Here is a 25625-nt window from a genome sequence, read left to right as displayed (position 1 = left end):
TTCTAAAAAGGCCGTATTTTTGCGACCCGAAAGTAGACCGAATTTCCATGATCGATATTCTTAAGAAAACACTTTTTTCCACAAGACTTATGGCTCTTCTATTTTTGGTCTTTGCAGCTGCATTGGCCATGGGAACCTTTGTGGAAACTTGGTATAGTACAGAAACCGCACGAATTTACATTTACAACACCACATGGTTCGAGTCCATTATGGTATTTTTTATGATCAATTTTTTCGGAAACATATACCGTTATCGTTTGTTACAATGGAAAAAGTGGCCCGTACTTATTCTTCACCTTTCTTGGATTCTCATCATAATAGGTGCTTTTGTGACCCGTTACATCAGTTTCGAAGGACGGATGCCGATAAGGGAAGGTGCAACGGAGAAAGTATTTTATTCGGACAAAACCTTTTTGACCGCTTTTGTTGATGGGGACATCAACGGGGAAACCAAAAGAAGGGTATTGGAGGATGATATTTTGGTAACGCCCGAAGGAAAGCGTTCCAGCTTGCCATGGAAATCCGATTTCAATGGGCAACCGTTTACCATCAGTTATGTGGATTTCATCAAAGGAGCAGAAAAGGGTTTGATTCCAGATGAAAATGGAAATGAATACTTGCAGATTGTGGAAGCGGGCAATGGACAGCGCCATGAACATTATCTGGAAAATGGCAAAATTGCCAGTGTCCACAACATTCTTTTTGCCCTGAACAATGAAACCGAAGGTGCCGTCAATATTTTTTATGATGACGAGAACGGTTACCGTATAGAATCTCCCTTTGAGGGTAACTTTATGCGAATGGCGGACCAATTCCAAGGCGAAGTGGCCAGTGATAGCATTCAACCATTACAATTACGTTCGCTTTATACTATGGGAGGCATGCAATTTGTAGTTCCTGAACCTTTGGTAAAAGGTAGGTATGGTATTGTTAAAGTACCCGATGAGGAAATCACAAAAGCTACTCAAGATGCACTGATCGTTTCCATTTCCGCCAATGGAGAAGCCAAGGAAGTCAAATTATTGGGAAGCCAAGGAACCTCGAATTTCTCCGATAAAATTAATGTAGGCGGATTGGATTTTTCATTGAGTTATGGTTCCAAAGTTTATGAACTTCCTTTTTCCATTGAGTTGAACGACTTTATCGCAGAAAAATACCCAGGAACCGAAGCTGGCTATGCTTCATTTATGAGCAAGGTCACTGTACATGATAACCGACCTTTTGATTATGATATTTACATGAATCATGTTTTGGATCACCAAGGATATCGTTTTTTCCAATCCAGTTTTGATCCCGATGAGCGGGGAACGGTTCTTTCCGTAAACCACGATTGGTGGGGTACCTGGATTACCTATATCGGCTATTTTCTACTTTATATTGGATTAATGGGTATTATGTTCTTTGGTAAAACCCGTTTTAGGGATTTACAGGTCATGCTAGAGAAAATAAAGGAGAAGAAAGCTGCATTGACAACAATTGCACTTTTCTTCGCCCTTGTATCGGCAAATGCACAGGAAACAGATGACAGTCATCAACATGCTTCGATGCCTACCCAAGCCCAAATTGACTCCGTAATCCAAGCGACTACTGTAGCAAAGGAACATGCCGAAAAGTTTGGTGCACTGGTAATCCAAGATCAAAACGGTCGAATGAAACCCGTAAACACCTTCGCTTCCGAATTGTTGCGAAGATTGAGTGGGGATGACAAATATAAAGACCTTTCCGCTAATCAGGTGTTTCTTTCCATGATGTTGAACCCTGGGGTTTGGTACACTGCTGACATTATTGCTTTGGGCAATAAAGGCAATGATAGTATTCGCAAGGTTATTGGTGTTCCCAAAAACACCAAATTTGTTAAGGCAACTGACTTTTTTGATGCTAAGGGAAGTTATAAACTTCGACCTTTTTTAGAGAAGGCAACGTCCAAGGCCAATCCAAATAAATTTGAAAAGGACTTTAAAAAAGTAGGGGAGCGGCTAAGTTTATTGGACATTGCATTGAGTGGGCAAATAGTAAAGATTTTTCCCCTGCTGAACGATGAGAACAACAAATGGATTTCTGCCGTAGAGTATCGTGGTGGAGAATATCAAGTTCAGGATTCGCTCTATGCCAATTTCATTAAAAACGCAATGCCCTATTATTTGAACTCCTTACAACAAGCGATCAATTCAGGGGATTATTCCCAACCAGACAGATTGCTGGAAGCCTTCAAACAGAACCAGAAAAATCATGGAGAAGAGGTATTGCCTTCGGAAAACAAGATAAAAACCGAGATTGTTTACAACAAGTTGGACCTTTTCAATCGTTTGTACAAGTACTACGCTATAGTCGGTTTGCTATTGTTTTTTGTTTTGATTGCCAAGATTTTTAAGGAAAGAAAGTTCCTGGATGCCTTTGCATATCTGTTGAAAGGCACCATTATCATATTCTTTATTTGGCATACCATAGGTTTGATTCTACGCTGGTACATATCTGGCCACGCCCCTTGGAGTGATGCCTATGAAAGTATACTTTACGTAGCATGGGCAACGATGGGCATTGGATTGGCACTTGGTAGAAAGAGTGAGTTGACCATAGCCTCCAGTGCTTTTGTGACTTGCATGTTAATGTGGGTTGCGCATCAAAGTTGGGTGGATCCGGCTATTGCCAATTTGCAGCCTGTTTTAGACAGTTATTGGCTGATGATCCACGTAGCCGTAATTGTGGGAAGTTATGGACCATTGACCGTTGGGATGATTTTGGGTGTGGTCGCCCTGCTCCTGATGGTGCTTACTACAAAAAAGAACAAAAATCGAATGGACATCAATATCAAGGAACTCACGGTTATCAATGAACTGGCACTTACTGCAGGTTTGGTAATGTTGACCATAGGTAACTTTTTGGGCGGCCAATGGGCCAATGAGAGCTGGGGACGTTATTGGGGTTGGGATCCCAAAGAAACTTGGGCATTGGTCTCCATTATGATCTATGCATTTGTTCTGCACATGCGATTGGTTCCGGGTCTTCGTGGCAAGTGGGTATACAATTTTGCCAGTATTGTGGCCTATGCCAGTATTATGATGACCTATTTTGGAGTAAACTTCTATTTGGTCGGGCTGCACAGTTATGCAAGTGGAGACCAAGTAATAACCCCAAGCTTTGTATGGTATACTGTACTTGGGGTCTTTATTTTAGGTGGAATAAGTTTTTGGCGCTACAAAGTGCACTACGCCAAAAAATAAACTATTCTTCCATTAAAAGTTTCATGATTTCTTCTGCGGCTACCTTACCTTTTTCTTTTAGGAAAGGTCTTGAAGTGTTATCGCCCAACTCAAATACAATGGCAGGCATTCCGTGGTGCACGTAAAAGTATTTACTGGAAACCATGGTCGGGTCAATCTCATCGGAAGCGCTAATGTTGGTTTTCTTTTGAGGTAACCTTTCGCTAATGTTCTCAATCCAGTCAAAGACAATTTTTCCTTTTTCACCTGTTACCGTAGTATCAATGGGGTAGTAGATGTCATCCCAAGTGGAATGAAAATCAGCTCCGAAAACAAACTCATAATCCTTGTCCTTTTCTACTAGGAAATCACGAACATTTCTAGTTTCAGGCTGATTAAAGTTTTGCCAGTCCCTGTTCAGGTCAATACCGCCCATATTATGTCGCCAATGCCCATTGTCCGCTCCGTCGGGATTCATCAATGGCACTACAAATACTGTATGCTCTTGTCTAAACTTCTTGGCTTGTTCCGAATCACCTGAAATGGTTTCAATAAAAGACTTCATGGCTAAAAATCCTGTAACTTCAGGTGGATGCTGTCTGGAAATGATCATCAAGCCCTTTCTAGCTTCTTTATTTTCATTGATTTCCATCAAGTACATGGTTCTGTTCTCTTTGGAAAGACCAATGGGATAATTTTCAATATATGTTTTTTGACTTAAGGAATCCACCCATTCTTTCACCACCGAAGAGGTGTAAAGTTCCTGCGCAGTAATCCATGTTGGATTTTCGTTTACACTTATGGTCAGTTCTGCAGATTCTGGAGCAGCTTTTATTCCAAAATCACCTTCTCCAGGATTAATGGCCTTAAAATTGATGCTGTCGATAGGTTTAAAATTTCTACCATCGGTGCTGATTTTTGGATAATACCTACTTCTCGAATCTTGATAATTGAGCTGAACCGTAATATCCCGGGGCTCTTTGGACCAAACTTGAAAGGCATACCAAGGACTGACATTTATGGGAGTGTTTTCCGCCGTCACCCAAATCGTATAGTGGTCATCGCCGTCGTAGGCTACGCCATTCAAACGGGCACCATCAAACTTATTGGAAAAAAATGTAGTACTGTCATTAAAGGCCCAAATTCCTTTCCATTGTTTTTGGATAGGCTTGTCCACCGTTGGTACAACAGGACTTTTTCCTTGACCTTGATAACCTGATTTTTTTTCAGTTTCAGCAGTTTCTGTGTTCTTTTTACAGGATGATGTAAGCACCATGGAAAACAGTATTCCAATGGCAATCAAACTTTTAATACGCATGGTTTTTGAATTATTTAGAGTTGGTTTGGTTACGAAGGTAGGAACAACGAATGAAGTAGTAAATAAAAAATTATCAATATTATATCGGATTTTTTTGCATATTTGCATCATCATGAAGTTATAAGAATTATGTACGCGATAGATGTCACCTTTGGCTTGGGGCAAATCAAGTAACCGAAATACTTCTCGGTTTAGCTGACATTTCAACACTTTTCTCACACATAATTCTTTGATAATGAATCATCAACATACACATACATTTAAAAAATTTATTCAGTATTTCTGGATAGCTATTTCTGGTAAAGAAACAGAATTTACCACAGGAAGCATTCGTAAGGCTATTTTTATGCTTTCCATCCCCATGATCTTGGAAATGCTCATGGAATCCATTTTCGCCTTGGTGGACATAGCTTATGTTTCCAAGGTAAGCGTTAATGCTGTGGCGACTATTGGGCTAACTGAATCCGTAATCACTTTGGTGTACGCCTTGGCGATCGGGTTAAGTATGGCCGCTACGGCTGTAGTTGCTCGTAGAATTGGCGAGAAAGACGTGGATGGTGCCCGAATCGCAGCGGTCCAAGCCATTAGTTTGGGAGTTGTGATTTCGGTTTTAATAGGAATAATTGGAATCATTTACGCTAAGGATATTTTGGCTTTAATGGGCGGGGAACCGGATTTAATTGCAGAAGGCTACGGCTATACCCAATTTTTGATTGGTGGTAATATTACAGTGGTGTTGTTATTCTTGATCAATGCCATTTTTCGAGGTGCTGGGAATGCATCTATTGCCATGTGGGCATTGGTGCTCTCCAATGGACTCAATATTATTTTAGACCCCATGTTCATCTTTGGCTTTGGACCTATAACGGAATTTGGTGTTATGGGGGCAGCGATTGCAACCAATATTGGCAGAGGAACAGCAGTAATTTTTCAATTAGGGATCCTGTTCTTTGGTTGGGGCAAGATAAAATTGATGGCCAAAGATCTGGTACTGAACCTAAAGGTGATGATCAATTTGATCAAGGTTTCTTTGGGTGGAATCGCCCAATTTTTGATCGGCACTTCCAGTTGGATTTTCCTTATGCGAATCATGTCCGAATTTGGTAGCGAAGTTTTGGCAGGCTACACCATTGCCATTCGGGTAATGATGTTCACTTTAATGCCATCTTGGGGTATGAGCAATGCCGCAGCTACCTTGGTTGGTCAAAACCTTGGGGCCAAACAACCCGATAGAGCTGCTATTTCGGTATGGAAAACGGGTAAATACAATGCTATATTTATGGGTGTGGTTTCCTTGGGTTATCTATTTTTTGCCAAAAGTATCATCACTTGGTTCAATGCAACCCCTGCCGTGGTTAAAAGTGGGGCGCTTTGTCTTCAGGTTATTGCCGCAGGGTATATTTTTTATGCTTATGGCATGGTGGTAAGTCAGGCATTCAATGGGGCCGGGGATACACGAACACCTACAAAGATTAATTTCATCTCTTTTTGGATGTTTCAACTGCCAATAGCCTATGTTTCGGCCATAGTTTTGGGTTGGGGTGAAATAGGTGTATTTATAGCCATTACATTGGCCGAAGTTTTGTTAGCGGTATTGGCCATTTTTTGGTTTAAAAAAGGCAAATGGAAGAAAGTCCAAGTATGATGGGTTTCGTATCTTTATCCTAAAAGAAGAAACATCATGAATAATGATAAAAAAGGACTAAATACTATTTGTACCCACGTAGGGGAGTTGGAGGATAAGGAGTTCAAAGGAGCTGTTTCACCATTGTATATGAGCACCTCCTACCAATTTGAAGACGTAGACGTAAAAAGGTATCCTAGATACTTCAATACGCCCAATCAGGAAGCATTATGTAAAAAACTGGCGGCCTTGGAACATGCCGAGGCCGCTTTGATTTTTGGTAGTGGCATGGCTGCTGTCAGTACTGCATTGATGACTTTTTTGCAAAAAGGGGATCATGTGGTACTGCAACAGACCATTTATGGCGGAACCTATCATTTTGCCGTAAGCCAATTTGAAAGATTTGGAATTGAATATTCCTTTACCACAGGATGGGAAGTGGAAGATTTTGAAAAAGAAATCAAGCCCAACACAAAAGTGTTGTATTTGGAAACACCATCAAACCCTTTATTGACCATAACCGATGTAAAAGGAGTGGCAAATTTGGCAAAAAAGAAAGGAATCCTGTCTATGATCGACAATACCTTTGCGAGTCCTGTCAACCAAAACCCAATTGATCTTGGTATTGATGTGGTGGTGCACAGCGCGACAAAATATATGGGAGGTCACTCCGACATTTGTGCCGGTGTGGTTGCCGCATCACAAGAGCATATGGATAAGGTATGGCAAACAGGAATTTGTTTTGGGGGGAGTTTGAGTGATTATACGGTTTGGCTTTTGGAAAGAAGTTTAAAAACCATGGTAATCCGGGTGAAGGCGCAAAATGAGAATGCGATGAAGATGGCTACATATCTAAATCAGAATAATGATGTGGATAATGTGTATTATCCTGGTCTGGAAAGTCATCCAGGGCATGAGTTGGCCAAATCGCAGATGTCAGGTTTTGGAGGTATGTTGTCGTTTGAATTGACATCAGAAATAGATGCATCTTTATTTTTCAAGGAATTGAAATTGATAAAACCTTCCATGAGTTTGGCGGGTATAGAAAGTACAATGCTTTCGCCTACACAAACCTCGCACGCTTTGATGAGTCCAGAAGATAGGGCAAAGCAAGGGATAAAAGATTCATTGATTCGTTTTTCCTTGGGAATTGAAGAGACAGAAGATTTAATAGTGGATATTGAACAGGCGATAGCCAAAGTAAAATCCATGACCGTTACGGCTTAAAAGTATATGAAATTAGACATTTTAGTGTTCGGCGCACATCCAGATGATGCCGAACTTGGGGCAGGTGCCACCATTGCAAAGGAAGTTTCCAAAGGAAAAAAAGTGGGAATTGTTGATTTGACCCGTGGGGAACTCGGTACACGTGGTTCTGCGGAAATTCGGGATAAAGAAGCAGCAAAGGCCGCGGGAATTTTGGGGGTTGCTGTTCGGGAAAACATGGAATTTGCCGATGGTTTCTTTGTAAACGATAAAGAACATCAACTGGAGCTCATTAAAATCATTAGAAAATACAAGCCAGAAATTGTACTGTGCAATGCCATTGATGACCGCCATGTTGATCATGGAAGGGGCAGTAAACTAGTTAGCGATGCCTGTTTTTTGAGTGGGCTGATGAAAATTGACACCAAAATGGATGGGGACGACCAATGGCAAGTGGCCTGGAGGCCCAAAGTAGTTTATCATTATATCCAATGGAAAAATCTGGAGCCTGATTTTGCTGTTGATGTATCTGGTTATATCGAAAAGAAGACAGAAGCGATTATGGCATATAGCTCCCAATTCTATGACCCAAATAGTGATGAGCCAGAAACGCCCATCAGCAGTAAAAACTTTACCGATAGTATAAATTATAGAGCTAGGGACCTGGGAAGAATTATTGGAGTGGAGTATGCGGAAGGTTTTACTGTAGAGCGATACGCTGGTGTGGACAGCTTGGACGATTTAATATAATCAAGAAGCTTTTTGATACCTGCTTTGGGCTTTAGGGACTGTGAAAAAGAACGTGGTTCCTTTGCGTGGAATACTCTCCACCCAGATTTCACCTTTGTTTTTAAGTACCATTTCCCTACAGAGTGAAAGGCCTAGGCCCGTACCTTTTTCGTTGTTGGTGCCATAGGTAGTAACATTGGAGGAGTCCTTAAAAATGGTGCGCTGCATTTCAGCGGTCATGCCAATTCCGGTATCACGCACGGATATTTGCCACATCCCTGATTTTTCCTCGGCATCAATTGTGATCAGACCATTTTCTGGAGTGAACTTTATGGCGTTGCTTAGGAGGTTTCGGATAACAATGTCAATTTGATTGTTATCTGCCCATATCCTTGGGTTGTCTGGAAGTTGATTGATTATCTTTAAGGACTTACTTTTTGCAATCTCCGACAGCAATTGTATGTTGTTCACAACAATGTACGATAAGGAAACACGCTTAGGTTTGGTAACCACACCATTAAGTTGATTCATGCCCCAAGATAAAAGGTTGTTCAAGGTGAAGGATATATTCTCTACATCCGTTTTTAGTTTAGGAATAAAGGAGACCAATTCCTTTGTGGTGATTTCACCATCGGTGAACATTTTAAGAATACCTTGTAAACCACCAATTGGACCTCTAAGATCATGGCCAATAATGGAGAATAGTTTGGTATTGGTTTTATTGATTTCATGTAGCTGTGCTTCGCGTTGAATCACAGCCTGAGATTTCACCTTAAGTTCTTTGTTAAGTTTTTTCTGAATGTTTTCACTCCTTCGAATCACAAAGGTTATGATACTAAGGATTAGAAGGATAATTACGGAGAAATAGATATAGTTCCGCTGTTTGGCAAGAGCCTCTTGGTTGGCTTCTATCAGTTCCTGTTTTTCCTGTTCGTAATGCAATTTGGTTTCTAAAAGCGATAAACTTTGTTTATTCTTATCCTTAAACAGGGAATCGGACAATGTTTTAAAGGTTTCCAAATAGGCCAATGCCTCGGAATCGTCGCCATTTTTTTTGTGAACCTTATATAGTGTCTCTGAGCAATCGATTTGGCCTTGGAGCGATTTTATTTTTTTGGAAAGGGCAAGTCCTTTTTCAGCGTACTCTAAAGAAAGGCTATCATTTTCCAATCCAAAATACACCTTTGCCATGCCGTTCAACAACTGGATTTTAATTCTATCGTCCTCAATTTGGTGTTTAAAGAGCATATTACTCTGATCGTACCAGTATAAAGCCCATTTAAACTTTTCTTGGTCTAAATAAATATCTCCTTTAACCTCGTAGGCATAGGCAAGCCAATCGTAAATTTTGTTTTCCTCAAAAGTGTTTATACTTCGGTTGATGTTGAACATCGCATTTTTAAAATCTTTGGCATCTTTATAGAGCGATGCCATGTTGCTTTGTGTTTCTGCATCGATTACCTCATTCCCCAGTTTTCTATTTATTTTTTGAACCGTATCGTAGAACATCAGGGCATTTTTAAAATCCTTTTGGTCAGCATATAATCCGGCAATGTTTTCATTGAGTATCGAAAGCATTTGTTGATTATCAATTTGTCTGGCCAAATCAATTCCCTTAAGGTTCCAATTTAATGCGTCGGCATAATTTCCTTCAAAACTATAGTTTTGGGCGAGTGTATTTATAATGGAAACTTCGCATGCTATATCACCGATTTCCTTTGCCAATTGCAGTGCCTCTTTGAACAGGGGCATTGATTTTTTTCGGTCTCCTTTACTATAATAATAGTTTCCAAGGGCATCCAGTCCTTTTATTTTTCCATAGGTATACCCAATGTCGTTGCTATATTCCAAAACTCTTTCCGCAACCGAATAAAGACTATCGGCATCCAAATATCTATAGGAAAAGGCTAATCTAACTAAGAGATTAATGTGGGTAGTGTCCTTTGGGTTAAATCTATTGGTGGACTCCAAGCGTTGTAACTTATATGCCAAACTGTCTCTTTTGCTGGATTGCGCCAGTATAGGTAGGGATATACAAAACGTAAACACACAAAGTACAAAATGTACAAGCGAGGTTTTACAATTTAGAATGAGGTTTTTTTCTGACAACACTAAGTTGAAAATATTTATTGTAAAAATAATTTTGTGGCACCTTTTGGAGAATTAAATGTTGTGAAATGCTCAAAAATGTGTGCTTGGTCTTAAAAACGTGCATTTTATCGGTAAATTGTACAGCTTTGGTTTTATGCTAGTTGCAAGCTGCTGATTGTACCAAAAAAAAGCAATGGATATTTTAATCAACGGAATTTGAAAAATATTTTGGTTGAATCATTACAAAAAAGTATTTTTGCATCCGCTTTAAATGGTGGTTGTAGCTCAGCTGGTTAGAGCGCTGGATTGTGGTTCCAGAGGTCGCCGGTTCGAACCCGGTCTTCCACCCTTAAGTTTTTAAAATCCCAAGCCGAATGGTTTGGGATTTTTTTTGTTTTCAAGAGCTACTACTAAAATAAAGAGCCCTTATTTATAAGGGCTCTTTATTCTTTGCAGGTTAGTTTTATTTATTAATCCGCAGCTTTATCTACCACCAATCGACTTGGTCTGTTTGCTATTTCCCAAGCTGTGTAGAAAATAAGACGGGCACGGTTTTCCAACAAATCATAATTAATTTTGTCAGGAGTATCTCCAGGCCTATGATAGTCAGCATGGGTACCGTTAAAATAGAATATGATCGGAATATTGTTTTTGGCAAAGTTGTAATGATCACTTCTGTAGTAAAACCTGTTCGGGTCGTTCTCATCATTGTAGGTATAATCAAACTCGATATTGGTATACTTTTGATTTACTTCTTCAGACAGATTGTGCAATTCTGTACTTAGTTTATCGGAACCAATAAGATAAAGATAGTTTCTTGCCCCGGTATAGTTAGGGTCTATTCGTCCGATCATATCAATATTAAGGTCCACAACGGTATTTTCCAAAGGAAATACAGGATCAACATCGGTATAGTACCTTGAACCCAAAAGACCCTTTTCTTCCCCGGTAACATGTAAGAAAACTATGGAACGTTTGGGTCCATTACCTGCATCCGCAGCTTTTTTAAATGCTTGTGCAATCTCCAATAATGCAACTGTTCCAGAACCATCATCATCAGCTCCATTATTTATCTGTCCACCAGAGGTAATACCGATATGGTCCAAGTGCGAAGAGATGATCACATATTCATTTGGTTTCTCTGTCCCTTCAATAAGTGCAACAACATTTTCAGAGCTTATTTCATCATTTCCACTGGTAATATTCATTTTGATGTCCGTAGAAATTGTTTTGGGAACGTTATCTTCTTCGATATCACTTTTTAGGGTTTTTGCTGCTGTGTCACCTAAGTAGATAAGAATTCCTTTATCACTATTTGATGCCAATTGCATTCTGCCGCTGTTATTGCTCTTCATAAACTCAAAATAGCCTTGAAATCTGGGAAAACTCAACATATCATAGTAAAGTACTCCTTTAGCTCCTTTTGCAAGAGCAGTATCCCTTTTCTTATTTACGGCTTCGGATGCATTGCTCCAAATGGATTTTTCCATATTTCCCGTAATGGTATAGACTCCATTGGCGTCAACAGGTTCGCCCGCTTTAATGAGTACAAATTTACCCTGTACATCAATCCCATTATAGTCGGAATAATCACCATCCTCAATTCCATAACCGACATACACAATACTGTTATAGGTTCCGATAGCTTCAGAAAATGTCAAAACTTCTTCACCAAGTTCAAAAGATGTACCGTTGATGGCTAAGCTACCTTGGGGTACTTTTGAGACTTCTAATGGAACTTTTTGTAAATATTCTTTATCTGCTTTGGCCGGAGGAATATCCAAAGACTCATATTGAGAGGTGATATATTCAACAGCTTTTTTCTGTCCAGGTGTGCCGGTTTCCCTACCCTCAAACTCATCGGAGGCGTAAGTGTATAAATGTTCCTTTAGGTCATCTTGAGTAATGGATTCCGCATAAGGAACTGGATCTACCAAAGGTTTGGGTTGTGGAGCTTCTGCTACCGTTTTCTGAGAGGAATTACAGGCGAAGGCTAGACCCAGCACCAATAAGGATAGTTTTTTCATTCGTGTATTAGTTTTCAAAATCTCCCAAAAATAGTCAAAAGTTTGATAAAGAAATCCCAATAAGTACATTAACATTTTCCAGCCCTTTATGTATCTTGGCGCTTCTTTTAAAGGATACCATAAACCTATAGCTATGGGCAAGAACAAAAGTGTTATTGTAGTTGGGGGAGGCATAGTTGGACTTTCCACTGCATATTTTTTACAGAAAGAAGGGCATCAGGTCAGAGTGTTCGACAAATCCGATATCTCATCCGGAGCCTCTTTTGTAAATGCAGGATACCTTACTCCGAGCCATATTGTTTCCTTGGCTTCACCAGGAATGATTACACAGGGATTGAAATATATGTTCAATTCTTCAAGCCCATTTTATATGAAACCCAGATTGGACCCGGACTTTATCAAATGGGCATGGTATTTTAAAAAATCCTCCACCGAAGCCAAAGTGAAGCAAGCTATGCCTGTGATCAGGGATATCAATCTTTTAAGTAGGGAATTGTATGAAGGCATCAAGTCTTCCGGTGATTTAGGAGACTTTGAAATAGGTGATAAGGGGTTAATGATGGTTTATCAGACGGAAAAGGCCAGAGATCACGAAATGGAGGTGGTGGAAGAGGCTGCGAAAATGGGCCTGATAGGTAAACATCTTTCTAAGGAAGAATTAAAGAAAATTGAACCCAATGTGGATTTCAACGCCGAAGGTGCCATACTATGGGAATGCGATAGACATACCACTCCGCCTCAGATTATGAAAAAGTTGGTGGAACATCTGGACAAAATGGGTGTGTTGATCCACAAAAATGAAGCAGTAACCGATATTTCTGTTTCAGAAGGAAAGATTACCAAAGTACAAACGGAAAAAGGATACCACGAGGCTGATGAAGTTGTTTTTGCTGCAGGATCCTGGACATCAAATCTTTCAAAAAAACTAAACCTAAAATTGGCGCTACAGGCAGGGAAAGGGTATAGGGTCAATGTAGAAGAACCTACAAATATTACCATGCCCGCCATTTTGATGGAAAAAAAGATTGCAGTGACTCCTATGGAAGGGTTTACCCGTTTTGCGGGGACCATGGAGTTTTCGGGAATAAACCATACTATCCGAAAGGAAAGGGTAGAGGCTATAGCAAAAGGAGTTGAGGGATACTACAGAGGGCTTCAAATCCCACAAGAAGCCAAAAGCAATGCAAAATGTGGACTTCGCCCTGTATCTCCCGATGGACTTCCATACATTGGTAGGCCAAAAAATATGGATAATTTGACTATTGCAACAGGCCACGCCATGATGGGATGGAGTATGGGACCGGCAACCGGTAAATTAGTTACCGAACTTATTTCCGGAAACAAACCTTCCATGGATATTTCACCATTCAACCCTAATCGCAAATTTTGATAATTTTATTGCTGATTGCGGCATGATATGTGTTTTTAGATTTTTCAGTTGAGTTATTAACGACTAATTTTACAACATGAAAAAACACTACACCATACCATTACTTTTTTCATTCTTCCAGATTATTGGAATTTGGTCCCAAGAAGTACAAATTTTCACCGTAGAAGATTTTGACCTAAATGGACATGTTAAATCATGTCTAGTAACTACCGACTATGGGAAGGAATTATTTGAGTTCAATAAGGATGGAATATTGACCAGGACGGTTACCCAATACAACGACACCGACCAAGACATTACATATTATAAATATGACAATGGTGAATTGGTGGAGAAACGTATGGAAAGTTATAAAAACAATATTCTGGATGAATCTACTTCCATGGCCAATTTTTATGAATTAGATACGGTTCCAAATAGAAAAGTAATTGAAAAGATAATCTCTTACGACAAACAATTTTTGGAGCAAGAACAATATTATTATGATGAAGATGGCAAGTTGGTTCGGATTATTTCATCCAATGGAGAAGGAGTGGACGAAACTACTTTGGAATATTCTCAGTTAAAAAACGAGCTTACTGTAAGCACCTTTACGAACGGAATTTTGCAAAAAGCGGTTAGGACTTCCACCAAAAAGGGGCCCAACGGTACCCAAGAGGTTATTTTGACCAAGGAATATATTGATGGCGAACCTAATACAGCTAACGAAGAAGTCTTTAATAGTGCAGGTAAATTGGTTACAAGTGAAGATTTCTTATATGATGTGGCTGAGAAAGAATTTGTGTCACAAAAAAAACGTTTCTATCACTATACCGATGGTGTATTGAGCAAAGTCGTCAAGAAAACGGTAAATACGGAATCATCGGATAAATTTATATTTCAATTTGATAGCCATGAACCTAGTAACTGGGTAAAGCAGATAATTACACCAGATAATACTTATATCACAAGAACAATCGAATATTACGAGGAAGAAACGCCCAAGGAGGAGACAACCAATTAGAACACACTACAACAAATCCCGAATTAGTTGTGTCTTTACCTCATGACCACCCTTAAAAGTGATGGTTTCAGCTTTACCTTTAAATAATTTGTCAATTTTGATTTTTTCACCTTTTAAGCGGTCTGGAGTCAGGTATTCATCTTGATCGCCGTAAATAATTTTTATTTCGGTGGAAGCGTAGTTCAAAAATTCAAAGTCAGCAGCAGTCAATTCATTGGGAATCCCACCTGCGTAAAGTACAACCAGTTTACAATTCGCTTTTTTACGGGCCAACCATCGGGTTGCCACCGAAACACCTTGAGAAAACCCAAAAAGGATAAGGTTAATATTATCAGGAAGATTTTCCGCCTCTAGAACAGCATCAATGTAGTTGAGCACGTTCTTAACCTCAGCAGCTGTATTTTCCTTGGTCAGCCAGCTTGCCCCAACATATTTGAACTCGTTTTTTAAATAATATTTGGATGGTGCCTGAGGTACTATGATGTAGTTTTCGTTAACATCGAGTCCATTAAAATACTTCACAAAATAGCGGCTCAAATAGCCAATTCCATGAAAAACCAACCATACATTTTTGGTTTTAGGGGTTAATTCATTCTGTGTCAAATAAGTATTCTCTGTGGTGTAGGTTACGGTCTTCTCTGAATTCGACATGATTGAGGTAACTTGATTAGATATTGCCAAAGCTTTGTGTAATTTTACAAAAAATACAAGGATGAACGAACACAAAGAGAAGATTCTATCCGTTTGCAATCAAATAAGCAAGGGAACACTGATGGAGACGTTGGACATCACCTATATTGATGTTGGTGAAAACTTTCTCTTGGCCCAAATGCCGGTTACACCAAAGGTGCACCAGCCTGATGGAGTGCTCCACGGAGGAGCTTCGGTGGCGTTGGCTGAAAGTGTGGGGAGCGCGGCATCTTATATTTTTTTAGACGGGAAGGAATTTTTTGTACGAGGAATTGAGATTGCGGCCAACCATGTAAAGTCTATTAAAGAGGGCTTTGTGTATGCCAGGGCATCCATTTTACATAAAGGACGAACAACCCAACTTTGGGAGATAAAAATTACCGACAAAGAGGGTAACTTAATTTCCAATTGTAAACTAACTACCATTGCGCTACCCAGAAAATAAAGAGCTTCAGGAAATATTGGATAGAGTGGAAGGCTACCTGAAAAAAGGACTGCCTTTTGCCATTTACCGAAAGCCAAACGGAAAGGAAGTTTTTGGGGTATTTCAAACTAATAATGCACTTCATACCTCTAGGGATTTCACGGAAAAGGGTTTTGTTTTTGCTCCTTTCTATTCAAAGGACAAAGTTTTACTGATTCAACCCGATGAGGTTTGGCAAAGCGAATTTCATTTTGAAAAATCTCAACCTACAAATGAGATTTCTATGGATGAAACAGGTAAGGAAGCCCATGTCAATTTGGTCAAAAGTGGAATTGAGGAGATAAAGAAGGGAAGGCTTCAAAAAGTGGTGCTCTCTAGAAAAATAGAAGTGCCAATCAAAAAATCACCTATTAAAATATTTAAAACACTGCTCAACAAGTACCCAAATGCATTTGGGTACCTGTTTCATCACCCTAAAGTTGGTACGTGGTGCGGCGCAACGCCAGAAACCCTAGTAAAAGTAAAGGGTAAAAAATTGCAGACCATGTCCTTGGCAGCTACCTTACCATATGTTGAAAAAGAAACCCCAAAATGGGGCAGCAAGGAAATTGAAGAACAACAAATGGTGTCTGAGTATATTGGAGATAAATTGGCGCATACCGTTGAACGTTTGGAAATAGATGAAGCAGAATCGGTAAGAGCAGGCAACCTTTGGCATTTGCGTTCGGAGGTACGCGGAACCATGCTGCCCAACCTTAAAGTGAAAGAAGTGATACGGGCATTGCACCCAACTCCAGCAGTTTGCGGAATACCCACGGGAGAGGCTCAACAGTTTATTCAGGCAAACGAGAATTATAAAAGAACATTCTATACTGGGTTCCTTGGGGAATTGAACTTAGGCTCACAAAGTGAAACGTCTCTATTTGTAAATCTTCGTTGCATGGAACTAAAGGAAAACAAAGCCTCCGTTTTTGTTGGAGGTGGAATCACCGAGGCATCCGACCCTGACAGCGAATGGATTGAAACCCAAAATAAAAGCAAAACCATGTTGGGCATCCTGTAAATTGATGTTTCGCGTAGTGCCGTTTTAACATTCAGATGATGTATTTTTGTAGTTAATGACATACTCAGACATACCCTCCGCACAAACCTTGGTTCTATATTTTAAATCAAGGGGAGTTAAAAATATAGTTATCTCACCAGGGTCTAGAAATGCCCCTCTGACCATCAGTTTTACCAAAAACACCTTCTTTAGTTGTTACAGCATTGTAGATGAGCGGTGTGCCGCTTTTTTTGCCATGGGCATGGCGCAGCATATACAGGAGCCCGTAGCTGTAATTTGTTCATCGGGCAGTGCTATGCTGAATTTTTATCCAGCCGTTGCCGAAGCTTTTTATAGTGATATTCCCTTGATTGTGGTTTCGGCCGATAGACCTAGCTACCGAATTGATATTGGTGATGGGCAAACTATTCGACAAGAAAATGTATTGGAAAAACATATTGGATATTCCGCCAATTTGAGACAAGATGTTTCTCACGCAACAAATACTATCTCAAAATTTGGTGCATGGCTATTGGATGAAAGTCAAGAGAGAATACAATCTTATAATGAGAAAGAGATTTCAAGGGCGCTTACAGTAGCTTTTGATGAAAAGTATCCTGTTCATATCAATATTCCGTTTGAAGAACCTTTGTACGGTAGGGTAGAGGAGCCTTCGGTACAGATTAAGGATTTCGAAAAAAGCTCGGAAGAGGATCCATCAAGTGAGGAGAATTGGGAAGAATTAGCCAATGTTTGGAACAACAGCCCGCGGAAAATGGTTTTGGTGGGGGTCAATCAGCCGAATGCTATAGAGGTGAAAGTGTTGGAAAAATTGGCGAAAGATCCTAATACTTTGCTGTTTACCGAGACCACTTCCAATTTGCACCATCCGGAATTTTTTGAGAGCATAGATAGTATTATTGCCCCCATTGAAAAATCCGAGAATAGCGATGAGCTGTTTCGAAAATTACAACCCGAACTATTGGTAACTTTTGGCGGATTGATTGTTTCCAAAAAAATCAAGGCCTTTTTACGTGAATACCGACCCAAACAGCATTGGCATATAGACACCAAAAAAGCGAACGATACTTTTTATTGCTTAACAAGGCATGTAGAAACCGATCCCAATCAATTTTTTAATAAAGTAGTTTCTGAAGAGATTGCACCTTCAAGTGATTTTAAGGTGTTTTGGGAAAGGAAAAAGAACAACTACGAGGCAAAACGGGATGCCTATCTCAAGGAAATTCCATTTTCCGATTTTGCTGCTTTTGATCAAATCATCAAAAAAATACCCAAAGGGTATCAGGTACATTTAGCCAATAGTTCTACGGTAAGATATGCACAACTGTTCGCTATGGATAAATCGCTAAAAGTGTTCTGTAATAGGGGCACAAGCGGTATTGATGGCTCCACATCTACAGCAGTGGGGAGTTCAATTCATAGCAAAGAACCAACGCTGCTTCTTACGGGCGACCTCAGTTTTTTTTATGATAGCAATGCGTTGTGGAACAATTATATACGTCCGGATTTCAGGGTCATCCTCATAAACAATTCTGGTGGCGGGATTTTTAGAATTTTACCTGGCAAGGAGGATACAAAAGAGTTTGAGACCTTTTTTGAGACCAGTCACGAATTGTCTGCTAAACACTTGGCCAACATGTACGGTTTTGAACATATCCGTGCCAAAAATGAAGCTGAACTGGAAGAATCTCTCCAAGGATTTTATGTGAAATCGACGAAACCTAAAATCCTGGAAGTCGCCACACCACGGGTTTTGAACAATAAAATTTTGCTTGGGTACTTCGATTTCATATCTTAGAACTTTAGCTATAAATCAAAATAGAACACCAACAAATTATGAGCAAAAGAGACGAACTAATCGAAAAGTACGCGGAGGATATCAAAAGCAAATTTGGACAAACACCAGATATGGATTTGTTGACGAAAGTAGCCATAGGCTTGGGACCCGCCATATATAATTTGGATGCCTCAAAAGTTTCCGGTTCCGATGACAAGGAATTGGAAACGGTAAAAAACAATTTCTTGATCAAAAAATTAGGCCTGACCGACACGCCGGCTTTAATGGAGTCCATTGATAGTATTATTGATGCCTATGGAAAGTCTGAAAAGAATAAACACCGTGCGGTCATTTATTATATGTTGGCCAAGCATTTTGGAAAAGAATCTGTTTACAATTAAGATTATAATCAAGTTAAAGAAGCTGCTCTTGATTTAGGGGGCAGCTTTTTTTATACCCATAATTTACAGCTACCTTTACCAAATGATAGAATTGGGAAACTATAATACCCTTAAGGTGCTAAGAAGCACCAGTATAGGACTTTTCTTGGGAGACGACGAGGGCACGGAAATACTTTTGCCGAACAAATATGTGCCCGAAGACTTTGAAATAGATCAAGACATGAAAGTGTTTTGTTATCTCGACAATGCCGAACGTCCTATTTCTACCACCTTAAAGCCCAAGATAATCCGTAATGGTTTTGCGTATTTGGAAGTAGTTGAAGTCGGTGCTTATGGAGCCTTTTTGGATTGGGGCTTGGAGAAACACTTGCTTGTTCCCTTTAGGGAACAGTCTGAAAGAATGGAAGATGGAAATAAATACATTGTTCATTGCTATATGGATGAAGAAAGTATGCGTTTAACCGGTTCTAGTAGGGTAGATAAGTTCCTTTCCAACGACAATGTGGTATACGAACAGAATGATCAAGTTGATCTTTTGGTCCATCGCAAGACCCCATTGGGTTGGGAGGTTATTGTTGATGACCGCCATAAAGGGCTCATTTTTGACAGTGATATTTTTAAACCCATTTCTGTTGGAGACCGTTTGCAAGGGTACATTAAAAATATAAGAGAGGATAATAAAATAGATGTCTCTCCTCAACCCATTGGGGCCAAGATGTTGGAACCTACGGCAAAAATGATTTTGGACAAACTCCAAGAAAATAATGGATTTCTGCCTCTTCACGATAAATCTTCGCCAGAAGAAATTAAAAAAATGCTACACCTGAGTAAAAAGGCTTTTAAAAAAGGGGTTGGAATTTTATATCGTCAGCGCAAGATCAATATCCAGGATGATGGAATCCATTTACTTTGATATAAACGCGTTCGGACCAGATTCTTTCAAGCTTTAGGGCGGTAAAGTTTTTTTCTTTCTGCAAAAATTCTATTTTTGTATTGATTCAGATTAACTTATTGGTTGTTATGTTTTTAGCATAGCATATAATTCAAACCCTTTCACCATATGCCTTTTATTGAAGAAAGCGATTTGTTGGACCTTCATAAGGATGTAGATAAGGCCCAAATAATTAACGAAAGACTCCTCGATCAGATAAAGTTCAAGAACAAAGATCTGCGGAAAATAAAACTCCAACGAAATATTCTTTTGGGCTTTGTGGGACTATTTGTTATTGGAACACTGGCCATTACCTCTTTTACCGCGGGTCTCAGCAGCAAGCAATCTTTTGAGAACCAGGGCAATCTTTTGGTGTCTATCGATAGTTTGGATGTTATTAAGGCAAGGATAGATAATCTGAAATCCCAAAATGAGGAACTTAGTTTGGTGAAAGAGTTTTACTTGGCAAAAGAGTTTTTGAACAAGGAGAAAATCTATTCTGTTCAAGTAAAATCTTTTGTTGAAAATAACGTGACCTTGGCCTCCGAGGCGTTGACCAACACTCTTTTTGTAAAGACCAATCCTTTTTATGCTTATTCCCTAGGTAATTTTGAAACCTTGGAAGAAGCACAAAAATTTAGAAAACAATTGGTCCAAATGGGATTCCAAGATGCATTCGTAGCTTCTTATAAGGATGGTCAAAGAGTTAAAATAGAAGATCCTTATTAATCTTGGGAAACACAAAGGCTTGGATACAAGCTGCTAGACTGCGCACACTCCCTCTTTCTTTATCGGGAATTATTGTAGGCACTGCTTTGGCCGTATTGAATGGCCATTTTAGCCTGCCGATATTTGTTTTGGCCCTATTGACCACTGTTGGTTTTCAGGTTACCTCCAATTTTGCCAATGATTATGGCGATGGGGTTAAGGGAACTGATAATGAAGATAGAATTGGTCCGGCACGTGCCATACAAAGTGGTTCTATCACCAAAGAATCGTTAAAAAATGGAATCATTGTTTCCGTAATCATCAGCATGTTGATTGCATTGACACTTATTTATTGGGCCTTTGGCACGGAAAACTTTGTTTACATACTCGTTTTCTTTGTGCTCGGCGTATTAAGTATATGGGCCGCGATAAAATATACCGTAGGTTCCAATGCATACGGATATAGAGGCATGGGCGACCTTTTTGTGTTTCTCTTCTTTGGATTGTTGGGCGTATTGGGCAGTATGTTCCTATACACCAAATCATTGGATTGGGCTTCAATTTTACCTGCTTTGTCCATTGGATTTTTATGTGTGGCCGTACTTAACCTGAATAATTTGCGGGATGTGGTTTCTGATAAAAAGCACGGTAAGGTTACCATGGTAGTAAAAATGGGTTTCCACAATGGAAAACGCTATCATTTCTTTTTGATTTTTGGAGCCTTAATTTGTTTTTCATTGTTTGTTTGGACAGAAAACTTGGGTTGGAAAAATTCATTCTTTATGTTGGCATTTGTGCCGTTATTGATTCATTTACAGAAAGTGATGAGGACCAATAACCCTGGGCAATTGGATGCAGAACTTAAGAAAGTAGCGCTAAGCACCTTTTTACTGGCTATTTTATTCTTTATTTCAGTCAATATTTTTTTGTAAATTTGATTACAACCAAATAAACTTAAAGGAACTTGGAACATCCGATAAAAATTTTAATCGTAGAGGATAATGTCATTATTGCAGATGACATGCAATCCATGCTTGAGGAAATCGGCTATGAAATTGTGGACAATGTCATAGTATACGAACAAGCGGTGGATGTATTGAAAAACAATCACGTTGATTTGGTTCTGATCGATATTATATTGGCTTCCGACAAGACAGGTATCGACCTTGGCAAGCATATCCGTGAAACCTATAATATTCCCTTCATATTCGTAACATCAAACTCGGACCGCGCAACGGTTGAAAATGCCAAAACAGTAAAACCAGATGGTTATTTGGTAAAACCTTTTGAGCAGCAAGATCTCTACACATCAATAGAAATTGCACTCTCCAATTTTAACTATGCCAAAAAGGGAGTTGATAAGATAGAGAATGAAGCAGCCGACGAAATAACATCCAATTCCGTTTTAAAGGATTCCATTTTTGTGAAGAAACAACATCTGTACTATCGGATTCAGTTTACAGATATTCAATTCATTAAAGCCGATAATGTTTATTTGGAAGTGAATACGGTAGATAAAAAGTTTTTGGTGCGTTCCCCTCTCAAGGACTATCTGGAAAAGTTACCTAAGAACAAATTCTACAGGGCCCACAAATCTTACATTGTTAATGTGGATCATATTGATGCTATCAATTCCAAGGATATTATGATAAACAATAACCTGATTCCTATTTCCAAGGACTTTAAAGAATTTATACTATCCTCTATGAACAGCTAATGTTTATAGAAATAAATACAATTTTAAAAGTGCCCAATTAGGGCACTTTTTTTTGCCACAACACGTATAAAAGGAAATGACAACAACTTTTATGGGATTCACAACAATATTTTTATTCGTTAATCAAATGCCCATACTTTAGCAGTGTTAATAATTCAGAAAGTAATTTTTTCATTTTCATATAGTGTTCTCGTAAAAGGGTCTTGTTTGTAAAAAGCGGGGCCTTTTTCAATTTTATACCATTTGTGCGAAAGGAATTATTCCATGAAAAGCACAAAACATCGATAAAGTGACACTTGACATACAAACTTTATCTTTTCACAACAGAAAACAGCACTTTCACAACAATAGTGGTCAACTCTTTCCTATTGGATTTAATTTTGTGACAAGACTAACGTTCTTTATATACCCCATACTTTAAAATTCAGTCGTTTTTCCATTTTTAGAATTGAATTGGTCATCGGGGCAATAAAGGAAAAAAGGGCACGATAATAATACTAAGGCTTAAGGAACAATCCTTTGTCGCTGTATCAATTTAATTAATGGGACGTTACGTAAGATTTTTATTTACCTCGGTATATTTTGTTTTTCTCTTTACTTCTTCGGCGCAAAACATTGCCAACGATGAAGAAAGTACATTAAAGGAATTTCAGGATACAAATCAACCTTCTCAACGGTTCGATGTCTTTTTCAATTCATTGGACAGATATAATGTAAACTCCGCATACGACTGGTTGGATACCATCAAAATTTACTTATCCAATGCTCAAAAAGTAGAAGATACCGTAGCTACCAGGCTTTATAAGGTGATGGAGGCCCAAGTGTATAACGATTTGGGTGAATATGACAAAAGTACCGTTCTGGCCAAAGAGCTTTATGAAGTTAAGGATTCTCTCGATGTTGACTCCCAAAAAATTGTTCTTGATGTACTGGACGATAACTATGCAAATCTCCAGCTATTCGACAAACAGATTGAAATAAGAAAACAAAAGCGCGAACTGGGCCTGACCAATAATGTATCTTTTTATGATATCTACAGTAATCTTGGGTTGTACAGAAAAGCCCGGAATCAATATATCATGGAGGTGAAGCCAACCATTGCGGACAACGATTCATATGGTTTGGCCAAATATCATAGTAAAGTCGGTAACTATTTGAGATTGGATAATTCGGCACCAACAGCTTTGAGCGAATTAAAGAAAGCAAAAGCTTATTTAGATGTTTATTTTAACGATATATCTACTCAAAAAAGTGAATCTGATTTATTTGAAAGTAGCTTACTGAAGGCTGAAATAGAAGGAAACATAGCCAAATGTCATGTAATGCTTGGTGAGTATGAAGAGGCGATTCCCCTTTTGGAAACTAGCATTGAAACCTTAAAAAAATCACCAAAAAACAACGATCAAAGCGAAGTGGTGGAAAATACTCTTTACTTGGGGGAGGCCAATCTTCAAATGGATCGTTTTACCGAGGCGAAAAAACACTTGGACAAAGAGTTTGATAAAATTACCGTATTACAGACTATTAAAAAGAATAGTCTGCTAGCTGCTTTTTATGATAAAGCGGAGAATTACAAGAACGCTTCTATTTACTACAAACGCAATGAAAGAATTAAGGATTCATTGGCGAAGAAACAGTCGGCACTTATAAAACAACAATTGGTGACCATTGTTGCCAATGAGGATTTAGAGAACTCCCAACGGTTGATTGATGAGCAAAAAAGAATAAATGAATTGGCTCGTAGTGAAATGAAAGCCAAAGATGAACGAATTAATTTAGTGTTCATTTCTTTGATATTTACACTTTTAGGTTTTGCCGGGTTGGTTTATGCCTATTTAAAAAGTATCAAGAACCAACGTTTGATCGAAGAACAAAAACATATCATAGAAAATTCTCTTGTAGAAAAGGATTCTCTCTTGAAAGAAATACATCATAGGGTAAAGAACAATCTCCAGATGGTATCCAGTTTATTGAGCCTACAAACAAAGAATACCCGAAGTAAAGCCGCCATAGAGGCACTGGAAGAAGGGAAAAGTAGGGTAAAAGCAATGGCTTTGATTCACCAAAAGTTATATCAAAATGATGATCTTTCGGTAATAGAAATGCAAGGATATATCGAAAGTTTAATCAATAGTGTACAATCCGTTTACAAAAAGGGAGGTCACAATATTAGCATTACCATTGATGCAGAGGGCACCGAACTGGATATTGACCGTGCCATTCCGTTTGGTTTGATTTTGAACGAACTCGTATCAAATTCGTTTAAATATGCTTTCCCAGAAAATGATGAGAATGGCAAAATCTATATTCATCTTCGTAAAAATGGTGATCAAGGCTATTTTGAGTATACCGACAATGGTATAGGTCTGCCAGAAGATACTGATGAACGAGCTCATTCCTCCATGGGTATTCGCCTTATCAACCGATTGGTGAATCAACTACAATCCAAATTAAATGTAGATAGGCAAGTGGAAGGAGTTCGTTTCTGGTTCAACTTTAATTGATATTACCTTACTTGGCTTTTTAAAATTATTTTGTGCAGTAGTTTAGGAAAAAATCTTTTTATGTAAACTCCCTTCAATTCTTTGCCCCCCACATATATCTCAAACTTGTCTTTTTCAATGGCAGAAATTATTTTTGTTGCTGCCAATTCCGGAGTAATTCCGTTTTGTGTGGCCACATCATCATCTTTTTGGGGAGAACCATCCGCAGTCAAGGCATTTTTAGCTACATTGGTCTGTACAAAGCCGGGGCAAACCATCGTAACCTTTATACCATCTTTTTCATGCTCCATCCGCATCACATCAAAAAAACCATGTAGTGCATGTTTGGCCCCGCAATAGCCAGAACGGTAGGGCGAACCAAACTTGCCCATCAGGCTTGTAACTGTCACATAATGTCCTGTTTTATTGGCAATAAAATGTGGTAAAATAGCTTTGGAAAGTGCCACGGTACCCAAGTAATTGATATCCATGAGGTGTTCATACACTTCCAATTTGGTGTCCTTGATCAAGGAACGTTGACTAATCCCGGCATTGTTCACCAAAATATCCACCTTACTATAAAAGGAAATGGCTTTTTGAGCTAGATTTTCCATCTCTTCATGGTTTTTGAGGTCTAAGGGTAGAATGGAAATATTCTCAGGGCTTTCGCACAACTCTTTTACTTTTATAAGCTCATCTTTCCGTCTTGATGAAATAATCAAATTACAGGAATAGGAACTTAGTGCCATGACCAAACTTTTACCTATTCCCGAAGATGCGCCCGTGACCCAAATGGTTTTTCCTTGGATACTTCCCATAAGTACTGTTTTAGATTTAAAATAT

General features: G+C 39.0%; 20 protein-coding genes and 1 tRNA gene. 16 read left to right on the top strand and 5 right to left on the bottom strand.

All coding sequences use genetic code 11. The annotated features are described in order from the left end of the window. The first annotated feature begins 47 nt into the window (after positions 1-47). Positions 48-3221, top strand: coding sequence for a cytochrome c biogenesis protein CcsA (ccsA, locus tag ACQQ5U_RS03905; protein ID WP_437395632.1), 3174 nt, complete (start codon positions 48-50; stop codon positions 3219-3221). Position 3222: 1 nt separating this feature from the next. On the opposite strand, the gene ACQQ5U_RS03900 is transcribed toward ccsA, so the two are convergent. Further along, entirely contained in the window at positions 3223-4518 is a 1296-nt protein-coding gene (locus ACQQ5U_RS03900) for a M14 family metallopeptidase (protein ID WP_437395631.1), read from the bottom strand. 235 nt (positions 4519-4753) lie between these two features. Between ACQQ5U_RS03900 and ACQQ5U_RS03895 the strand changes: the two genes are divergently transcribed. From ACQQ5U_RS03895 to bshB1, 3 genes are read left to right on the top strand one after another with little or no spacing between them, the layout of a single operon-like run. Continuing rightward, positions 4754-6163, top strand: a complete 1410-nt coding sequence (locus ACQQ5U_RS03895; RefSeq protein WP_437395630.1) for an MATE family efflux transporter — start codon at positions 4754-4756, stop codon at positions 6161-6163. 36 nt (positions 6164-6199) lie between these two features. Beyond that, positions 6200-7369 carry a trans-sulfuration enzyme family protein gene (locus ACQQ5U_RS03890; RefSeq protein WP_437395629.1) on the top strand — a complete coding sequence of 390 codons (1170 nt, stop codon included), beginning with the start codon at positions 6200-6202 and terminating at the stop codon, positions 7367-7369. 6 nt (positions 7370-7375) lie between these two features. Then, positions 7376-8098 carry a bacillithiol biosynthesis deacetylase BshB1 gene (gene bshB1 / locus ACQQ5U_RS03885; RefSeq protein WP_437395628.1) on the top strand — a complete coding sequence of 241 codons (723 nt, stop codon included), beginning with the start codon at positions 7376-7378 and terminating at the stop codon, positions 8096-8098. On the opposite strand, the gene ACQQ5U_RS03880 is transcribed toward bshB1, so the two are convergent. Beyond that, complete coding sequence (locus ACQQ5U_RS03880; protein ID WP_437395627.1) at positions 8099-10069, bottom strand: tetratricopeptide repeat-containing sensor histidine kinase; 1971 nt, start codon at positions 10067-10069, stop codon at positions 8099-8101. It lies immediately after the preceding gene. A 372-nt stretch (positions 10070-10441) separates the two neighbouring features. Between ACQQ5U_RS03880 and ACQQ5U_RS03875 the strand changes: the two genes are divergently transcribed. After that, positions 10442-10517: transfer RNA gene (locus ACQQ5U_RS03875), tRNA-His, on the top strand. A 121-nt stretch (positions 10518-10638) separates the two neighbouring features. Here ACQQ5U_RS03875 and ACQQ5U_RS03870 read toward each other — a convergent pair. Then, positions 10639-12195: a M28 family peptidase gene (locus ACQQ5U_RS03870; RefSeq protein ID WP_437395626.1), complete on the bottom strand. Its 1557-nt coding sequence runs from the start codon at positions 12193-12195 to the stop codon at positions 10639-10641. Between the two features lie 133 nt (positions 12196-12328). Here ACQQ5U_RS03870 and ACQQ5U_RS03865 point away from each other — a divergent pair, with 133 nt between their 5' ends. Together ACQQ5U_RS03865 and ACQQ5U_RS03860 are read left to right on the top strand one after the other, a co-directional pair. Further along, positions 12329-13585, top strand: coding sequence for an NAD(P)/FAD-dependent oxidoreductase (locus ACQQ5U_RS03865; RefSeq protein ID WP_437395625.1), 1257 nt, complete (start codon positions 12329-12331; stop codon positions 13583-13585). Between the two features lie 76 nt (positions 13586-13661). After that, positions 13662-14588, top strand: coding sequence for a hypothetical protein (locus ACQQ5U_RS03860; protein ID WP_437395624.1), 927 nt, complete (start codon positions 13662-13664; stop codon positions 14586-14588). Positions 14589-14594: 6 nt separating this feature from the next. Here ACQQ5U_RS03860 and ACQQ5U_RS03855 read toward each other — a convergent pair whose 3' ends face one another. Beyond that, on the bottom strand, positions 14595-15239 hold the full coding sequence (locus tag ACQQ5U_RS03855; protein ID WP_437395623.1) for an alpha/beta hydrolase: 645 nt from the start codon (positions 15237-15239) through the stop codon (positions 14595-14597). A 61-nt stretch (positions 15240-15300) separates the two neighbouring features. On the opposite strand from ACQQ5U_RS03855, the gene ACQQ5U_RS03850 reads away from it, so the two are divergent. The 9 genes from ACQQ5U_RS03850 (at position 15301) to ACQQ5U_RS03810 (ending at position 24803) form a co-directional block, all read left to right on the top strand. Further along, on the top strand, positions 15301-15723 hold the full coding sequence (locus ACQQ5U_RS03850) for a PaaI family thioesterase (protein ID WP_437395622.1): 423 nt from the start codon (positions 15301-15303) through the stop codon (positions 15721-15723). After that, complete coding sequence (locus ACQQ5U_RS03845) at positions 15704-16765, top strand: chorismate-binding protein (protein WP_437395621.1); 1062 nt, start codon at positions 15704-15706, stop codon at positions 16763-16765. Before ACQQ5U_RS03850 ends, ACQQ5U_RS03845 begins: the two co-directional genes overlap by 20 nt. Before the next feature lie 55 nt (positions 16766-16820). Further along, a complete protein-coding gene (gene menD / locus ACQQ5U_RS03840) occupies positions 16821-18563 on the top strand; it encodes a 2-succinyl-5-enolpyruvyl-6-hydroxy-3-cyclohexene-1-carboxylic-acid synthase (RefSeq protein WP_437395620.1) in 1743 nt (580 codons plus the stop codon). Between the two features lie 38 nt (positions 18564-18601). Then, the gene (locus ACQQ5U_RS03835) at positions 18602-18943 is read left to right on the top strand and encodes a DUF2853 family protein (RefSeq protein ID WP_437395619.1); all 342 of its coding nucleotides are present in this window, start codon (positions 18602-18604) and stop codon (positions 18941-18943) included. A gap of 82 nt (positions 18944-19025) precedes the next feature. Continuing rightward, entirely contained in the window at positions 19026-19856 is an 831-nt protein-coding gene (locus tag ACQQ5U_RS03830; protein WP_437395618.1) for a CvfB family protein, read from the top strand. Positions 19857-20003: 147 nt separating this feature from the next. Next, positions 20004-20603, top strand: a complete 600-nt coding sequence (locus ACQQ5U_RS03825; protein WP_437395617.1) for an SPOR domain-containing protein — start codon at positions 20004-20006, stop codon at positions 20601-20603. 2 nt (positions 20604-20605) lie between these two features. Next, on the top strand, positions 20606-21514 hold the full coding sequence (locus ACQQ5U_RS03820; protein WP_437395616.1) for a 1,4-dihydroxy-2-naphthoate polyprenyltransferase: 909 nt from the start codon (positions 20606-20608) through the stop codon (positions 21512-21514). Between the two features lie 32 nt (positions 21515-21546). Further along, entirely contained in the window at positions 21547-22299 is a 753-nt protein-coding gene (locus ACQQ5U_RS03815) for a LytR/AlgR family response regulator transcription factor (protein WP_437395615.1), read from the top strand. Positions 22300-22841: 542 nt separating this feature from the next. Beyond that, complete coding sequence (locus tag ACQQ5U_RS03810) at positions 22842-24803, top strand: histidine kinase dimerization/phosphoacceptor domain -containing protein (protein WP_437395614.1); 1962 nt, start codon at positions 22842-22844, stop codon at positions 24801-24803. Between the two features lie 2 nt (positions 24804-24805). Here the strand turns inward: ACQQ5U_RS03810 and ACQQ5U_RS03805 are convergent, their stop codons facing one another. Next, the gene (locus ACQQ5U_RS03805) at positions 24806-25600 is read right to left on the bottom strand and encodes an SDR family oxidoreductase (RefSeq protein ID WP_437395613.1); all 795 of its coding nucleotides are present in this window, start codon (positions 25598-25600) and stop codon (positions 24806-24808) included. Positions 25601-25625: the final 25 nt, after the last annotated feature.

It is taken from the genome of Flagellimonas lutimaris (assembly GCF_051494225.1).
Classification (GTDB): Bacteria; Bacteroidota; Bacteroidia; order Flavobacteriales; family Flavobacteriaceae; genus Flagellimonas; species Flagellimonas lutimaris_A.
The sequence above is the reverse complement of the archived record's forward strand: the minus strand, read 5'-3'. Positions and strand labels throughout refer to the sequence as shown.

Coding starts and splice junctions, on each gene's coding strand:
- ccsA (WP_437395632.1), top strand. CDS start 48: ATGATCGATATTCTTAAGAAAACACTTTTTTCCACAAGACTTATGGCT.
- ACQQ5U_RS03860 (WP_437395624.1), top strand. CDS start 13,662: ATGAAAAAACACTACACCATACCATTACTTTTTTCATTCTTCCAGATT.
- ACQQ5U_RS03895 (WP_437395630.1), top strand. CDS start 4,754: ATGAATCATCAACATACACATACATTTAAAAAATTTATTCAGTATTTC.
- bshB1 (WP_437395628.1), top strand. CDS start 7,376: ATGAAATTAGACATTTTAGTGTTCGGCGCACATCCAGATGATGCCGAA.
- ACQQ5U_RS03825 (WP_437395617.1), top strand. CDS start 20,004: ATGCCTTTTATTGAAGAAAGCGATTTGTTGGACCTTCATAAGGATGTA.
- ACQQ5U_RS03805 (WP_437395613.1), bottom strand. CDS start 25,600: ATGGGAAGTATCCAAGGAAAAACCATTTGGGTCACGGGCGCATCTTCG.
- ACQQ5U_RS03855 (WP_437395623.1), bottom strand. CDS start 15,239: ATGTCGAATTCAGAGAAGACCGTAACCTACACCACAGAGAATACTTAT.
- ACQQ5U_RS03835 (WP_437395619.1), top strand. CDS start 18,602: ATGAGCAAAAGAGACGAACTAATCGAAAAGTACGCGGAGGATATCAAA.
- ACQQ5U_RS03830 (WP_437395618.1), top strand. CDS start 19,026: ATGATAGAATTGGGAAACTATAATACCCTTAAGGTGCTAAGAAGCACC.
- ACQQ5U_RS03900 (WP_437395631.1), bottom strand. CDS start 4,518: ATGCGTATTAAAAGTTTGATTGCCATTGGAATACTGTTTTCCATGGTG.
- menD (WP_437395620.1), top strand. CDS start 16,821: ATGACATACTCAGACATACCCTCCGCACAAACCTTGGTTCTATATTTT.
- ACQQ5U_RS03890 (WP_437395629.1), top strand. CDS start 6,200: ATGAATAATGATAAAAAAGGACTAAATACTATTTGTACCCACGTAGGG.
- ACQQ5U_RS03810 (WP_437395614.1), top strand. CDS start 22,842: ATGGGACGTTACGTAAGATTTTTATTTACCTCGGTATATTTTGTTTTT.
- ACQQ5U_RS03865 (WP_437395625.1), top strand. CDS start 12,329: ATGGGCAAGAACAAAAGTGTTATTGTAGTTGGGGGAGGCATAGTTGGA.
- ACQQ5U_RS03850 (WP_437395622.1), top strand. CDS start 15,301: ATGAACGAACACAAAGAGAAGATTCTATCCGTTTGCAATCAAATAAGC.
- ACQQ5U_RS03870 (WP_437395626.1), bottom strand. CDS start 12,195: ATGAAAAAACTATCCTTATTGGTGCTGGGTCTAGCCTTCGCCTGTAAT.